Genomic DNA, 15,912 nt, shown 5'->3' on the forward strand with positions numbered 1-15,912 from the left:
TCTCGGGCGCGGCCGTATGATGTCCACGCGCCATGAATGCGCGATGAACCGGTGCGCGATGAACCGTCAGACCAGCGACAGGTCGACGCTCTCGCGCAGCCGCGCGACGAGTTCGCCCTGCCGGTTGGTGCCGGTCTTCTCGTAGAGCGCCTTCAGCTGGCTGCGCGCGGTGGAGAGCGCCACGTTGCGCTGCTGGGCGAAGTCGGCGAGGGAGGCCCCCACCGCCAGCGCCGCCGCCAGCGCCGCCTCGGAGGGCGTGAGCTTGAAGGTGGTCTGGATGCGCCGTGCCACGTCCGCCCCGCCGCGTCCCGGCTGGCGCACCACCACCGCGATCTGCGAACGGGTGGCGAGGCGCGGGCTGCCCTCGCCCGCCGGCAGCGGATGCAGCGACACCCGGTAGGGGCCGGCATCCTCGCCCGCGCGCGGCACTTCCATGTGCTCGGCATGGGTGATGTTGGCCTCGCCCCGCGCGGCGGCCAGCGCCAGCGCGACGGCGGAGGCCACCTGCCGGGAGGCGCGGTCGTCGCGGAAGGCGAGCTTGCCCTGCCGGACAGTGATGTCGCCGGACTTCACCATGCTCTCGCCGGCCCGGTTGACGTGGGCGACGTGCATCTCCGCATCCACCAGGAAGATGCCGGCATCCACGATGTCGAGGGCGGCGGCGATGTCGCCCACCTTCGCCTTCGCCTCGTCGAGCAGCGCGTAAAGCTCGAACGCGCGCCTGAGGTGCGGCACCACGAGGCCGAGCTTCTGCCGCTCCGCCTGCCCGAACGGCCCCTGCGCGCGGCCGCGCATGGCGCAGATGGTGGCCATCACGTCGGCTTCCTGGGCGAAGTAGGAGACGAGCGAATGCTCGATGTCCATGGGCTCCACCACCTCGCGGAACAGGGCCGAGGCGCGGAACTGGTCGGGGTCCACCCCGTCCTCGCCGCAGATGACGCGGCCGGGATTGGAGAGGATGTAGGAGAGGCGGGGGTCTTCCGTCGCGTGGCGATAGAGGAAGGTCTTGTAATCGTTGTGGTCGTGGCCCCACACGCGCCAGGTGGGCTTGGTCTGCTGCTTGAGGCTGAAGACCGCGAGCTGGCCGACGCGCCCGTCGATGAAGCGGGTGACGCCTTCGAGCAGGATGCCCCACTGACGGGGATCGCCGGAAAGCTCGTAAACATCCCCGACGAGGCGGGAGTAGTGATCGAGTTCGCCCATGTCCGTCCCATTTTTCGCGCGGCGATATCTCCGGCCGGGCCGGCGATCGCGTCGCCATGATCCGATGGGCCGCCATGGTCCACCCCGCGAGGACCGGACGGCGACTTAGAGTGTGCCTTGAGGCTTGCCCTGGCGCCCGCCGATGCCGGCGGGCGGCCCACGGAGATCGTGAGCGCAGCATTGCACAACCACCTCAAGCTGCAAGACGTCCGAAAGGGGGTCATCCCCCATTCGGATGATGCTGACCGAACCGTTGAAATGGTGACGTATGGGGGAGCCCCGGGGCGGGGGCATCAGAGGAGCGTGCCCTAGAATGCGTGTCGAAAGGCCCCTTGAGATGACCACCGGAAGCGACGAGCAGCGCCCCTCGACCCGGGAGGCGATCAGCGCGCGCGTCCGGAGCCTTGCCATCGAGGCGGGGGCGCGGCCGAGCGACCATGGCTTCGGCCGCATGTTCCCGACCCTGGCGACGCCCTCGCGCGGCATCGGCGAGGGACCGCGGACCCTGAAGGATCTCGCCCGCCTCGCCACCGCCATGGGCGCCTGTGCCGAGGCGCCGAGCGGGCGGCCGCCGCGCCGCCGCGCCGAGGGCGATGCCGACATTCCCGCCGCCTATGCCTTCCTGGTGGAGTTCGTGCTCAACGATCTCGTCTGGGAGCGCCGGCCGGCGGAGGAGGCGCAGCTCGCGGGCGCCCCGACCTTCACTCCCCTGGGCACCTTCTCCACCCTGTTCAACCGCCGGTCCGGCTGCCTCGATCTCGAATCCATCTATGACGCGCCGCGCGATCCCGCCGCCGTGCGCCGGATGCTGCTGGGCGAGGTGTGGCGCAACCCGCTGGGCGAGCCGGCGCTGCCGCCGCGCAAGGGCGCGCGCAACGACCTGCCGCGCCTGCCCCGCGCCCTCGACCCGGCCCGCGATCGCGTGCCGCGCATGAGCGACGCGCGCAACGATCGCAGCCTGCCGCTCAGCCAGCTCCACGTCGCCTTCCTCAAGGCGCACAATGCGCTGGTCGCCACCGGCCGCTCCTTCGAGGCGGCGCGCCGGGCGCTGCGCCAGCGCTACCAATGGATGGTGCTGTTCGATCTCCTGCCCAAGATCGCCGATCCGGCGGTGGTGGAGGAAGTGATGAGCGAGGGGCCGCTGCTGTGGCGGCAGGATCGGCCGGGCGACATCTTCATCCCGGTGGAATTCTGGGCGGCGGCCTTCGCCATCGCCCCCAGCCTCGCCCGGCCCAGCTACGACTACAACCGCCACCTGAGGGACGCGGAAGGGGCGGCGCTCTCCACCCGCACCGCCCTTGGCCCCTCCGGCTCGGGCCCGGACGGCCTGCCGGCGGATCGCATCATCGCCTGGGAAGGCTTCCTGCCGCTGGAGGCGGAGGCGCCGCAGCGGGCGCGGCGGCTCGATACCATCCTCGCCGGCGCGCCGGACACGGTGGAGGCGTCGGCGCTCCGGCACCTGTCGCGCGGCTACCGGCTCGGCCTGCCGAGCGGGCAGGCGGTGGCGCAGCATCTCGGCCTCAGGCCGCTGCGCGACGACACGCTGCTCGCCGCACTGCCCGAAGCCCAGCGCGTTGCCGCTCTGCCGTTCTGCGAGGCGACGCCGCTGTGGTTCTACATCCTCGCCGAGGCGGGCGATCCCGCCGGGCCGGCGGGCAAGCATCTCGGCCCGGTGGGCAGCCGCATCGTCGCCGAGGCGCTGTGGACGCTGGCGCGCCATTCCGACGCCTCCATCCTCGCGCCGGGGGAGCTGCGCGACTTCGACCGCTTCACCCTGAGCGATCTCGTGCTGCTGGCGGCGGAAGAGGACGGCTGAGCCCGCCTCCATCACCATCGCCGAAAAGGCCGCCGGCGCGCTGCGTGCCGGCGGCCTTTTCGCGTCGGCACAACCGCAGGGAGGTGTGGCCGCGGGCAAGCTTCAGTATTGGCGCACTCATTTCATTCACGCTGCCCGGGAATGAAGCAGAACGACCGGTAGTCTGGTAAATATACTTCGTATTATAATACCATTTAAAAGTATTTATGCGTTCACTCAAGAATTGGTGATGACAACATTTTTGGTATGAGCCTATTTTGCGGTGCGGGATCACACGGAAGGGGCGCTTCCGATGGACAGTGTCGATCTGCTCGACGGCGAGCTAAAAGCCGTCGCCTCCCACACGCTTGCCGAACCCCGGCTCACCGAATCCCTGGCCGTCGCCGTGGTCGGCATCGGCTGCCGCTTTCCCGGCGGCATCGCCAGCGGGGCCGACTATTGGTCCTTCCTCGTCGGCAAACGATGCGGCATCCGGGAAATTCCGGCCGATCGCTGGAATTACCGCAACTATTACGATGCGGACCCCGAATGCGCCGGGCGCTCCTATTCCAAATGGGGCGGTTTCCTCACCGGCGACGTGTTCCACTTCGATCCCGCCTTCTTCGACATGGCCCCGCGCGAGGTCATGTCCATGGACCCGCAGCAGCGGCTATTGCTGCAGGTGGCGTTCGAGACCGTCGAGGATTCCGGCATCACCCTGCGCACGCTGCAGAAGAAGCGCACCGGTGTGTTCGTCGGCATCTCCACGTCCGACTTCAGCTATTCCCAGCGCTACCGGCGCGTCGCCACCGATATTTTCGCCGGCACCGGATCGGCCTATTCCATCGCCGCCAACCGCATCTCCCACCGGCTCGACCTCACCGGCCCGAGCATCGCCCTCGACACCGCCTGCTCCTCGGCGCTGGTGGCGGTGGACCAGGCGATCCGCCATCTCTCCATGGGCACCTGCGATGTGGCCCTGGCCGGCGGCGTGAACATGATGCTGGACCCCGGCCCGTTCGTCGCCTTCTCCAGCGCCAACATGCTGTCCGCGACGGGTGCCATCTACACCTTCGACGCCCGCGCCGACGGCTTCGTGCGCGGCGAGGGCTGCGGCCTCGTGCTGCTGAAGCCCCTCGCCCGCGCGGTGGCCGACGGCGACCGCATCTATGGCGTCCTGCGCGGCTCGACGGTCAATCAGGACGGCCGCACGCCGACCCTCACCGCCCCGAGCGACGTGGCCCAGACGGCCATGCTCAACAGCCTGCTGGAGCAGACGGGCATCGATCCGGAGGACGTGGGCTATGTGGAGGCGCACGGCACCGGCACGCCGGTGGGCGACCCCATTGAGGCGAGCGCCATCGGCCGCGTGTTCGGCGCGGGGCGGGTGGACCGGCCGGTGCTGGTGGGCTCCTTCAAGCCCAATCTCGGTCATCTGGAATCCGCCTCCGGCATCGCCGGCCTCATCAAGATCGTGCTCTCGGCGCACCACGGCATCGTGCCGCCGAACCTGAATTTCGAGCGGCCGAACCCCAACATCCCGTTCGACGCCCTCGGCCTGAAAGTGCCGGTGGAGCCGACCCCCTACGATGCCGAGGACGGGGTGCGCCTCTCGGTGGTGAACTCCTTCGGCTTCGGCGGCACCAACGCCTCGGTGGCGGTGGAGAGCTGGCACGGCGGGGGACGGCCCGCGAAGGCAGCGCCCGCGCGGGCGCTGCCGTCGGACGATCCCGCCTTCATCCCCCTCTCCGCCAACGGCAAGCCGGCGCTCGCGCTCTGGGCGGAGGAACTGGCCGAGGCGGTGGACGAGGGCGGCGCGCTGTCCGGCGTCGCCTACGACAACCTCTCGCAGGTGCTGAAGACCAGCCGCGACCATCTCAGCGAGCGCGCCGTGCTCCTCGCCGACCGCGCGGCGCAGGATCTGCCGTACAAGCTGCGCATGCTGGCGCTGGGCGCCGATGCGCCGGCCGAGGAGGCGGAGGTCGTCGCGCCCTACATCATCACCGGTCGCGCCCGCCCGCGCCGGCTCGCCTTCACCTTCTCGGGGCAGGGCGGGCAATGGTGGGCCATGGGCCGCAAGCTGCTCACGTCCGAGCCCACCTATCGCGCCTTCGTGGAGGAGTTCGACGCCGTGCTGAAGCCGTGGACCGGCTGGTCCGTGGTGGAGGAGGTGTTGAAGGCCGAAGACAAGACCCGCATCAACGATGCGGACGTGACCCAGGCCTCCATCTTCACCATGCAGGTCGGCCTCTACCGCATGTGGCGCGAGCGCGGCCTCACCCCGGAACTGCTGGTGGGCCACAGCTTCGGCGAGGTGGCGACCACCTACATCGCCGGCTGCATCGATCTCGAAACCTGCGCGAAGATCATCTACCACCGTGGCCTCATCCCCCACGGCAGCACCCGGCGCGGCGCCATGGCGACGCTGGGCGTCACCTACGACCAGCTCGCGCCCCTCCTGCCGGATGACGGCAGCGTGGTGGTGGCGGCCTATAACGGCCCCACGGCGCAGACCATCTCCGGCATGGAAGCGCCGGTGGACGCGGTGCTCGCCGAAGTGCGCCGGCTGTTCCCCGATGTCACCGCCCGCCGCCTCACCATGGATTTCGGCTGGCACTCGCCCCACCTCGACGATTGCGAGGCGAAGTTCCGCGCAGGGCTGGGCGAGATCGACTGGAAGCCGCCGTCCATCCCCATCGTCTCCACGGTCACCGCCATGCTGGAGACGCGGTTCGACAGCGAATACTGGTGGCAGAATCTGCGCCAGCCGGTGAACTACAAGAAGGCCATCGATTTCTGCCTCGATCTCGGCATCGACGCCTTCCTCGAGCTGGGGCCGCACCGCACGGTGACGCCGCTGATCCACGGCATCGCGCAGGAGCGCAACGCCGCCGTGGTGGCCGTGCCCTCGCTGGAGCGGCAGGGCGATGATCGCCTCGTCATGGCCCGCTCCATGGCGAGCCTCTATGTGAACGGCGTCGGCTTCGACTGGACCGAGGCGGCGAAGGATGCGGAGGCCGACGCCCCCGCCCGCGCGGAGCATCTGGCCCTGCCGCGCCGCCCCTGGGCCAACGAGCGCCTCGTGCAATTGCCACTGGAGGCCAAGCAATTCCTCTTCGATGCCGACCGCCACCCGCTGCTCGGCTGGCGCGAGAGCGGGCCGGAGCCGGCCTGGACCAACGAGCTCACGCTGAAAAGCCTCAAATATCTCGCCGACCATCGCCCCGGCGGGGACTGCCTGTTCCCCACCGTGGGCTATGTGGAGATGATGGCGGCGGCCCTGCGCGAGCTGTTCGGCGCGGCCCCGGTGGAATTGCGCGACTTCAAGATCATGGAGGCGCTCTCCATTGGCACCGACGACGTGGTGCTGCTGCGCACCTCGTACGATCCGGTCACAAGCCGCCTGCGCATCTCTTCGCTCAAGCGCGACACCGACGAGGACTGGCGCCTGCGCGTGGAAGCCTATGGCTGGCAGCACGCCTTCACGCTTCCCAAAGCGACGTTCGACCCGGCCGTGCTCTCCGGTACCCCCGCCATCACGCGGGAGGATTTCTATCGCCTCACCGCCCGCCACGGGCTCGACTACGGCCCTTCGTTCCAGGCGGTGGAGGCGCTGTGGCTACCCGGCCCGCGCCATGCGGTGGCGCGCATCGTCAGCGCCGAGGCGGCGCGGCGCACCGGCTTCGTCGCCTTCCCCGGTCTGTTCGATTCCGTGTTGCAGGCGGGCCTCGTGGTGGACGACGTGGATGCCGGTCTCTGGATCCCCGGCGAGCCCTTGCCTGATATGGAGGAGGTGGGCGGCAAGTATCGCCTCATGCTCCCGGTGGGCATCCGCAAGGTGATGGTGGCCGGCCCGCTGCCGAGCGAGGTCATCTGCGAGTTCTTCACCGATCCGCGCGACGACACCGGCATCTATCGCGTCTACGCCCCGGACGGCACGCCGCTTCTGGCGGTGGAGAACCTTCAGGTGAAGACGCTGGGCGCGCTGAAGGCGGCGACCGGCGAGGGCGCCGTCGTCATCGACGAGACCTATGAGAGCGATGCCGACAAGACCCCGGCCCCGCTGCGCACCGGCCGCTGGCTGCTGGTGAGCGGCAATGCCGCCGAGACCGCGCCACTGGCGGTGGCGCTGGAGGCGCAGGGCTCCACGGTGGAGACCATGGATCCGGCGCCCCTGTTCGCCATGGAGGCGGACTCCTTCACGGCGCAGGTGGAAGGCATGCTCGCGGCGCCGGAAGGGCTCGTTGGCATCATCTATGCCGCCACTGCCGGCACACATCTCGGCGACCCCGAAGCCCTCTCCACCGAGGCGCTGCTGGCGGCGGTGGAGCCTGCCGCCAACGGCCTCGTCACGGTGGGCAAGGCGCTGGACCTTCTGCGCACCGCACCCCTGCGGCCCACCCTCGTGGTGCTCGGCCGGGCCGGGCGGCGGGTACCGGGCGACGGCGCCATGACCACGGACGGCCTCGCCGACGCGCCGCTCCTCGGCCTCACCCGCACCATCGCCAATGAATGCCCCGAATTCGCCGTCCGCCATGTGGACGCCGATGCTTCGGCCTTCGCCGCCGGGGTCGCGCTGGCCCAGGCGGTGGCGGAGGAGAGCGCGGAGGCGGAGATCGTGCTGCGCGGCGCCGGCCGGCTCGTGCCGCGCCTGCGCCAGAGCGAGCTTTCCGCCCAGGCGCCGAAGCATCGGGTGATCGCGGCGGCAACCGACCGCTCCAATCTCACGGTGACGATGACCCAGCCCGGCGTCATCGACAATGTGGTGCTGCGCGAATGCCGCTACCCCGCCCCCAAGGCGGGCGAGGTGGTGGTCGAGGTTGCGGCCGTGGGTCTCAACTTCCGCGACATCATGGCCGCCACCTCCATCCTGCCGGACGAGCAGGACGGGGCGGGCGCGTGGTGGCGCAATCTCGGCCTCGAATTCGCCGGCACCATTGAGGTGGTGGGCGAAGGCGTCACCGGCTTCAAGGTCGGCGACCGGGTGATGGGCATGGGCAAGGGCTTCCTGCGCCGCTTCGCCGCCGCCGATGCCCGCTTCCTCATGCATGTGCCGGATACGGTGGATCTGAAGGACGCCGCGACCCTGCCGGCCGCCTTCATGACCGCGCATTATTCCCTCGTGGACATCGGCCGCCTGCTGCCCGAGGAGCAGGTGCTGGTGCATCTCGCCACCGGCGGTGTGGGCCTCGCCGCCATTCAGGTGGCGCGCAACATCGGCGCCGGCATCCTCGCCTCCGCCGGCTCGGATGCGAAGCGCGATCATCTGCGCGCGCTGGGCATCACCTGCGTGATGAACTCGCGCAGCCTCGAATTCGCCGAGGACGTGCGCGCGGCGACGAGCGGGCGCGGTGTGGATGTGGTGCTGAACGCGCTTTCGGGCGCCGGCATCGACAAGGGGCTGGAATGCCTCGCGCCGTTCGGCCGCTTCGTGGAGATCGGCAAGCGCGACCTCGCGCAGGACAAGCCCATCGGGCTCAAGTCCCTCTATTACAACAATTCCTACTCCGTCATCGACCTCTCCACCATCGCCGACGAGCGCCCCGCGCGGCTCTCCTCTTTGCTGCGGGCGGTGGAGGCGGAAGTGGCGCGCGGCGCCTATCGCCCGCTGGTGGCGACGCGTTTCCCGGTGTCCCGCGCGGCGGATGCCATGCGGCTGTTCGCCAAGGCGCAGCACATCGGCAAGGTGGTGCTCACCTTCGACGAGCCGGAGGTAGAGGTCGAGATCGACCTCTCCCAGCCCATGCAGCTCTCGGGCGAGGCGAGCTATCTCGTCACCGGCGGCCTGCGCGGCTTCGGTGTCGCGGTGGCGGATTATCTCAGCAAGGCCGGTGCCGGGCGCCTGCTGCTCGCCGGCCGCAACGGCACGCCGGACGAAGACTCCGCGCCGGTCATTGAAGCCATCGCGGCGCGCGGCACCGAGGTGGTGCCGCTCGCCCTCGATGTCACCGACCCGGAAGCGGTGGAGGCGGTGATCGCCGCGCATGCCGCGTCCGACAAGCCGCTGAAGGGCATCGTCCATGGCGCTGCGGTGATCGAGGACGGCTTCCTCGCCCAGCTCGACGCGGCGCAGATCAGCCGCGTCATCCGCCCCAAGGTGGGTGGCGGCTGGAGCCTGCACCGCGCGGTGGCAAAGCATGGCGCCAAGCTCGATTTCTTCGTCAGCTTCTCCTCGCTGGCGCAGGTCATCGGCAGCCCCGGACAGGCGAACTACACGGCGGCCAACGCCTTCCTCAATGCGCTCGGTTCGTTCCGCAAGGGGCGGGGTTTCGCCGGCTCGTCGGTGGCGTGGGGCTCCATCGCCGGCTCGGGCTTCGTCTCCCGCTCCGAGGCGCTGGGCAATTATCTCGAAAGCATCGGCATGAAGCCGGTGCCGGACACGGAAGCTGCCGCCTCGCTCGGCACGTTGCTGCGCGCGGAGGAGGAGAACCCCGCCTTCGCCCGCGCCGACTGGTCCGCCATCGCCCGCGCGCTCTCCCGCACCGCCGCGACGGGGCGGGTGAAGCCGCTGCTGGCGCAGCGTTCCGCCGGCCGCTCGCGCATCCAGGCGGATCTTCTCGCCGCCCCCCGCGAGCAGTGGGACGCCATGCTCGCTGACCTCATCCGCGGCGAGGTGGCGAAGGTGCTGAAGGTGGCCGCCGCCGATATCCCGCCCGACCGGCGCCTGTCGGAACTGGGGCTGGATTCCCTCTCCTCCTTCGAGCTGAAGAACCGCATCGAGGCGCATGTGGATGTGAACATCCCCGTGGCCAAGTTCCTGCAAACGCCCACCATCACCGGCCTCTCCGGCGTGGTGGCAGCCACCTTCGAGGCGGCGCAGAAGGCCCGCGCGGCCAGCGCGGAAGCCCTCGCGGCCGGTGGCGAAGGGGCGGCCGGAAGCGCCGGCCCGCTCGCCTTCCGCCCGCTGGTGCGGCAGGAGGCGATGCTGGCCCTCGCCACCCGCTCCATGACCACGCAGGCCGTGCGCGGCGCGTTGGAGGTGGCGGCCTCGCGCGCCGTCCCGGCCGGGCTCGTCTTCGAACAGCTCGCGCAGGCGCTCTCCGACCTCGCGGCGGCGCAAGACGCCCTGCGCCTCACCGCCACCGAGACCGGCGCCATCGTGCTCAACGGCGCGCCCGATCTCGAATGGGTCGCCTCCGCCGAAGCCATCGCCCCGGTGACGCAGCCGGGGCCGCTGTGGCGGTTCGGCGTCTCCAAGGGTGAAGATGGCGCGCTCACGCTCCATGCCCGCGCCCACCGCGCGGCGGCGGATGCGCTCTCGCCCCATCTCGCCCTCGCCGCTTTGATCGCGGCGGTGGAGACGGTACCCGTCCCCGGCGCGCCCTTCACCGCCTTCGCGGTGGAAGGGCGTCCGGCCGATGGCGCGCCGGAGCAGGGGCGTCATCTCGCCTTCTGGAAGGAAGTGCTGCGCGCCGTGCCGCCCGCGCTCAAGACCGGCGTGCGCTCGCTGGCGCTGGCGCCGGCCGGCTTCGGCATCAATCGCGGCCCGGTGGGGCGCATCTCTGCCCGCATCGCCATGCCCGGCTTCGCCGCCTTGCCGGCCGCCGAGCAGGAGGCGCTGCTGGTGTCCGCTCTCGCCCGCACCCTCGCGACGCGCCACGGCGCGACGGCGCTCGCCATCGAGTGCCATGACCCGGCGCGACGCGACGGGCTGCTCGGCCCGGTCTCCACCTCCGTGCCGCTGCTGCTGGACCGGCTGTGCGAAGCCGACCGGCTGGTGCGCCGCACCCGCCAGCGCCTCGCCATGGCCCGCGATCACCGGGCCATCGATATGGCGGCGCTGGAAACCATCCTCGGCGCCAGGCTCAATGCCGCCGGGGCGGCGCTGCGGCAACTGGGCTTCTCTTATGTGGATGCCGCGTCCGCCGCGGCGCTCGCCGCGCTCGGCATCGCCGATCCGCTAGCGGCGCTGGCCGATCCGTTCAACGAGCTGCGGCTGGATGCGATGGCGGACGGCGACGGCGTGCGCCTTGTCCTCGCCCTCGACACGGTGGCCCTCGACGCGGGTGGCGGGAAGGCCTTTATCGATGCCTTCGCCACGACGCTGGAGGCCCTCGGCGGCAGTGCCGCAAGCGTCTGCGACGCCACATGGCACGCCCCCGCCGAACCCCTGCGCCGCACGGCAGCGGGGGTGCCCGAGCCGGTGGCGGCGGCGTCCGCACCGGTGCATGTGAGCGGCGAGCGGGAGGTGCCGCTGTCGCTCAAGCAGGGGCTGCTGCTGCGCTCCTTCCTGAAGCCCGAGACCGGCCACGCCTGCCGGTCCGCCTGGACGGTCAACCGCGCCTTCCGCATCACCCCGCGCATGGACCTCGAACGCCTGCGCCGCGCGCTCAAGCTGGTGGAGGAGCGGCAGGAGGCGCTGCGCTCGCGCTTCGTGCTGGGCGACGACGGCCGCCCGCGCGTCTTCATCCTGCCCCCCGGCGAGCCGCCTTTGGTGGTGGAGGACATGCCCGAGGCCGGTGAGGCGGAAGTCGAGGCCCGCATCTCCGCCCTCATGGACGACGAGATGGACCCCTTCACCAACCCGCCCTATCGCATCACCGTCCTGCGCTGCGGGCCGGAGGGCGACGTGGTGGTGGCGCACGGGCACCACACGGTGTTCGACGGCTGGTCCCTCGGCCTGTTCGTGGAAGAGCTGTTCCAGGCCTTCCTCGGCATCCCGCTGCCGCCGCCGGAGATGGATGTCGCGACCTACGTCAACACGTTCGAGCGGGCGACGGACCCGGCCTTCATGGCCGAGCGCGACGCCTATCTGCGCAGCCTCTATGCGGTGGACCCGCCGCCGGTGCCGCACTTCGGCCGCCGGGCCAAGGGCCTCGCGCCGAACTTCGACCTCACCCAGGGCGGGCCGTCCGGCGAGATGTTCGCCTTCCTCAGTGCCGACGGCCAGCAGCGGCTGCAAACCCGTGCCCGGGCCGCCGGCGTCACCGAGACGGCGCTGCTCATCGCCGCCGTCGCCCAGACGGTGGCGGCGCGCGGCGGGGTGGACGACGTGATGCTGAACGTGCCCGCCGCCATGCGCACGGACCGCCGGCTCAACGGCTTCATCAGCTGGGTCGCCGGCTCGGCCTTGCTCCGGGCGCCGGCCCGCGCGCTGCCGAAGCTGGAGACGCTGGCCGCAAGCCTCGCCGACCAGCTCAACCGGGCCATGCCCTATGTGCCGTTCGAGTACGCGGCGCTGGACGGCGCGGTGCACGACGAGGTGATCGCCGCCGGCTCGTATCTCGCTTTGTACCAGACCGGCATGCAGGCGCCCGACCGCTTCGCCCGCGGCGCCACCACTTCGACCTTGCAACGGCAGGGCAAGAGCGAGGTGCTGGACCTCGGCCACATCAAGGTCGCGCCCGTCAGTTCGCGGCTCATGCGCTACGCCATCAACGAGTTCGACCTGCGCTCCTTCCAGAGCACGGACGGGCTCGCCTACCGCCTCGGCTTCGACCTCACCGCCTTGACTCCCGCCGAAGGGCGCGGCCTCTTGGAGGAGGTGCTGGACCGGATGGAACTCGGCGGCGACGGCTGCACCGCCATCGTCGATGCGGACGAGGAGCAGCCCGCGTGAGCCTCTTCGAAGACTTTGCACCCCCCATCGTCGCGCGTCGCGGGGGGCGCTCGTGAAGCCGGAGCGCGTCCAGCCCGTTCACCTCAAGCCCGACCATTCGGCCGGGTGGCGGCGCTTCGCCGTGGTCATGCTCCTCATTCTCGCGGCGGGTGGCGCCGGCTTCTGGTGGTATGTGCTGCCGGTGCCGGTGGCGTACCACGAGGTGCGCCTGCGGATGATGAGCCTCGAGATCAACGGCCCCGGCATCCTCGACGCCATCAACCGCGTGGTGGTGACGAGCCGTATCCAGGGCTTTCTCAAAGTCATTGAGACCGACCGCAACGACACGGTGAAGCGCGGGCAGGTGCTGGCCCGCCTCGAATCCGTCGACCTCCAGAACCAGCTCGCCGCCGCCCAGGCGGAGGCGAGCGCCGCCGGGCGCATGGTGACGGAGGCGCAGGCCGATCGCGCCCGCGCGCAGGCGGTCCTCGACAAGACCAAGATCGAGTTCGAGCGCCGCACGACCCTCGTCCGCCTCAACGCCGCCTCGCAGGCGGAGCTGACCACCACGGAAGCCGCCTTCAAGCAGGCCGAGGCGGACATGGCGCGCTCGGAGGCCGGCATCGAGCGGGCGCGGGCGCAGCTCCTGTCGCAGGAGGCCAATGTGAAGGTGCTGGAGGCGCGCCTCGGCGAGGCCACCATCAGCGCGCCGCTGGACGGCGTGGTCATCTCCCGCGAGCGCAATCCCGGCGACCTGCTGCTGCCGGGGGCGAACCTGATGCAGGTGGTGGAGCTGTCCTCCATCATCATTTCCGCCCGCTTCGACGAATCCGCCCGCGCCACCATCAAGGCCGGCCAGCCGGCGCGCATCACCTTTGCCGCCGATCCGGGTCGGGTGTGGAGCGGCAAGGTGCTGCGCCTGTCGCGGCAGGTGGATCAGGAGACGCGCGAGTTCACCGCCGACATCACGCTGGATTCCCTGCCCGAGAGCTGGGCCATGGGCCAGCGCGCCAATGTGGCGGTGGAGGCGCAATCGCCGGAGCAGGTCATCGGCATTCCGGAATCGCTGGTGATCCGCCGCGACGGCCGGGCCGGCGTGTGGCTTGCCCAGCGCGGCCGCGCGGCCTGGACGCCGGTGACGCTCGGCTACATCAGCGGCTCCAACGTGGTGGTGACGCGCGGGCTGAAGGAGGGCGACGTGGTGCTGGCTCCGGCCGGGCGCTACGCCTTCCAGCCGGTCAGCCTCGGCACGAAGCTGCCCTGAGGCGCGCCCATGAACATCGCCCTGAGGGACATGCGCTTTTCCGCCCTGCGCTTCGCGCTGACGGCGGTGGGCATCGGCATGCTGCTGGGGGCGACCATGGGGATGATCGGCCTTTATCGCGGCATCGTCCACGAGGCGTTGCTCATCATCAACGACATCGGCGCCGACCTCTGGGTGGTGGAGGGCGGCCGCTCCGGCCCCTTCGCCGAGACCTCGGCGGTGCCGGCCAACCTCGACCGGCGGGTGGAGGGCGTGCCGGGGGTGGATTCCACCCGCCGCTTCATCCAGTACAACCAGCAATACACGATCGATGGCAAGCCGGTGCGCCTCGCCGTCACCGGCGTGGACTATCCGAAGGATTCCGCCGCCTGGATCCCGCTCATCGACGGGCGCGCCTTCCGTTCCACCCGCTACGAGGCCATCGCCGACCAGTCCACCGGGCTTCTGGTGGGCGATGTGATCCGCCTCGGCCATGACGACTACACGGTGGTGGGCCTCACCAAGGGCCAGGTGGACATGGGCGGCGACGGCATGTTCTTCGTCACCATTCCCGATGCGCAATCCATCAACCGCGTGCTCCCCTCCGAGGCCGTGCTGCTGAACCGGCTCGCCAAGGGCCGCTCGCGCATGGGCATGGGCGATGGCGGCTCCATCGCCGCGGTGATGGTGGAGCTGAAGCCCAATGCGGACGTGAAGGAGGTCCAGCGCCGCATCAAGGCGTGGGGCGATGTGGAGGTGCTGACCCAGGACGAGGAGCGCGACATGCTGCTGAACGGCCGCCTGTGGCGCCTCAGGGTGCAGATCCTCGCCTTCACCGCCATGACGCTGCTGGTGGCGGGCTCCATCATCGCGCTGACGATCTACATGCTGACGCTGGAAAAGATCAACCAGATCGCCCTCTTGAAGCTCATCGGCGCGCGGGACCGCGTCATCATCGGGCTCATCGTGCAACAGGCACTGTGGATCGGCGTGCTGGGCTATGGGGTGGCGCTCGCCATCTCCTTCACCCTCTATCCCAACTTCCCGCGCACCGTGCTGCTGCTGCCGGACGACCTCGCCTGGATCGCCTTCACCCTCTTCCTCATCAGCCTGTTCGCCAGCTGGTTCGCCATCCGCCGCGCCATGCGGGTGCGGGCGCAGGAGGTGCTGGCATGAGCGCCCTCGCGGGAGCTGCCCCGGCCCCCCGCCTCGCCTCGCCGTCGCCGGACGTGGTGATGGAGGTGCGCGGCGCCAGCAAGATCTACCTCTCCGGCCCCAATGCGGTGGCCGCGCTCTCGGACATGACGCTGGCGCTGAACGCCGGGGAACTGACCGGCATCGTCGGCCCCTCCGGCTCGGGCAAGACCACCTTCCTGATGATCGCCGGCCTGCTGGAGCCGCCCTCCACCGGCGTCGTCCACTTCCGCGGCCGGCCCATCGCCGATCCGCAGACCAAGCTCAACAGCCTGCGCGACTTCCGCCGCACCCATGTGGGCTTCATCTTCCAGAAGGCGAACCTCATCCCCTTCCTGACCGCCGTTGAGAACGTGCAGATCGCGCTGGAGATCAACGACGTCCGGCCGAAGCTGGCGCGGGAGCGGGCGCGGGAGCTGCTGGACCAGTTCGGCCTCGGCCAGCGCGAGGACAATTACCCCACCCAGCTCTCCGGCGGCGAGCAGCAGCGCGTCTCCATCGCCCGGGCTCTGGCCAACGATCCGGTGCTGCTGCTGGCGGACGAGCCCACGGCGGCGCTGGACGGCACGCGCGGCCGGCAGGTGATGGAGGTATTCCGCGCGCTGGCCGACGAGCGGCAGGTGGCGGTGAGCGTCGTCACCCACGATCCGCGCTGGTCGGACATCTTCGACCGCATCGTGGAGATGAGCGACGGCCGCATGGTGTCGGAGCGGGCCGGGGGCGTGGCGGGGCATTTGTAGAAGGTGACCGGGAGGTGTCCGGGAGAGGGACGAAACCCGTGCCCCGGACCAGCGACGGCGCAGCCGGAGCGCCGAGCCGGCAACTGTGTTGAGGGCTGGTCAGGTTTGGAAGGTGACGTTGTCGCGTAGGAGGGCGTTTGCGGTGACGACGATGCGTCTGGCGATGGCGACGAGTGCGAGCTTTGGTGGTTTTCCTGCG

The 15,912-nt window shown here is 70.4% G+C and carries 6 protein-coding genes; 5 read left to right on the plus strand and 1 reads right to left on the minus strand.

Features of this window, described 5'->3' with window-relative positions; all coding sequences use genetic code 11:
- Positions 1-66 precede the first annotated feature (66 nt).
- Positions 67-1,203 carry a helix-turn-helix transcriptional regulator gene (locus EJ105_RS26485; RefSeq protein ID WP_029555873.1) on the minus strand — a complete coding sequence of 379 codons (1,137 nt, stop codon included), beginning with the start codon at positions 1,201-1,203 and terminating at the stop codon, positions 67-69.
- A gap of 337 nt (positions 1,204-1,540) precedes the next feature.
- Here EJ105_RS26485 and EJ105_RS26490 point away from each other — a divergent pair, with 337 nt between their 5' ends.
- From EJ105_RS26490 to EJ105_RS26510, 5 genes are all read left to right on the plus strand, one after another.
- On the plus strand, positions 1,541-3,019 hold the full coding sequence (locus EJ105_RS26490) for a peroxidase family protein (protein WP_250168700.1): 1,479 nt from the start codon (positions 1,541-1,543) through the stop codon (positions 3,017-3,019).
- Positions 3,020-3,311: 292 nt separating this feature from the next.
- Complete coding sequence (locus EJ105_RS26495; protein ID WP_250168701.1) at positions 3,312-12,557, plus strand: type I polyketide synthase; 9,246 nt, start codon at positions 3,312-3,314, stop codon at positions 12,555-12,557.
- A gap of 52 nt (positions 12,558-12,609) precedes the next feature.
- A complete protein-coding gene (locus EJ105_RS26500) occupies positions 12,610-13,800 on the plus strand; it encodes an efflux RND transporter periplasmic adaptor subunit (protein WP_250168702.1) in 1,191 nt (396 codons plus the stop codon).
- A 9-nt stretch (positions 13,801-13,809) separates the two neighbouring features.
- Positions 13,810-14,955: an ABC transporter permease gene (locus tag EJ105_RS26505; RefSeq protein WP_250168703.1), complete on the plus strand. Its 1,146-nt coding sequence runs from the start codon at positions 13,810-13,812 to the stop codon at positions 14,953-14,955.
- A complete protein-coding gene (locus tag EJ105_RS26510) occupies positions 14,952-15,713 on the plus strand; it encodes an ABC transporter ATP-binding protein (protein ID WP_250168704.1) in 762 nt (253 codons plus the stop codon). Before EJ105_RS26505 ends, EJ105_RS26510 begins: the two co-directional genes overlap by 4 nt.
- Positions 15,714-15,912: the final 199 nt, after the last annotated feature.

Origin of the sequence: Xanthobacter aminoxidans (assembly GCF_023571765.1) — a bacterium.
Lineage (GTDB): Bacteria > Pseudomonadota > Alphaproteobacteria > Rhizobiales > Xanthobacteraceae > Xanthobacter > Xanthobacter aminoxidans.

What these genes read in the sequence shown, in the direction of transcription:
- EJ105_RS26485 (WP_029555873.1), bottom strand. Translation starts at nt 1,203, where the DNA reads ATGGGCGAACTCGATCACTACTCCCGCCTCGTCGGGGATGTTTACGAG.
- EJ105_RS26490 (WP_250168700.1), top strand. Translation starts at nt 1,541, where the DNA reads ATGACCACCGGAAGCGACGAGCAGCGCCCCTCGACCCGGGAGGCGATC.
- EJ105_RS26495 (WP_250168701.1), top strand. Translation starts at nt 3,312, where the DNA reads ATGGACAGTGTCGATCTGCTCGACGGCGAGCTAAAAGCCGTCGCCTCC.
- EJ105_RS26505 (WP_250168703.1), top strand. Translation starts at nt 13,810, where the DNA reads ATGAACATCGCCCTGAGGGACATGCGCTTTTCCGCCCTGCGCTTCGCG.
- EJ105_RS26510 (WP_250168704.1), top strand. Translation starts at nt 14,952, where the DNA reads ATGAGCGCCCTCGCGGGAGCTGCCCCGGCCCCCCGCCTCGCCTCGCCG.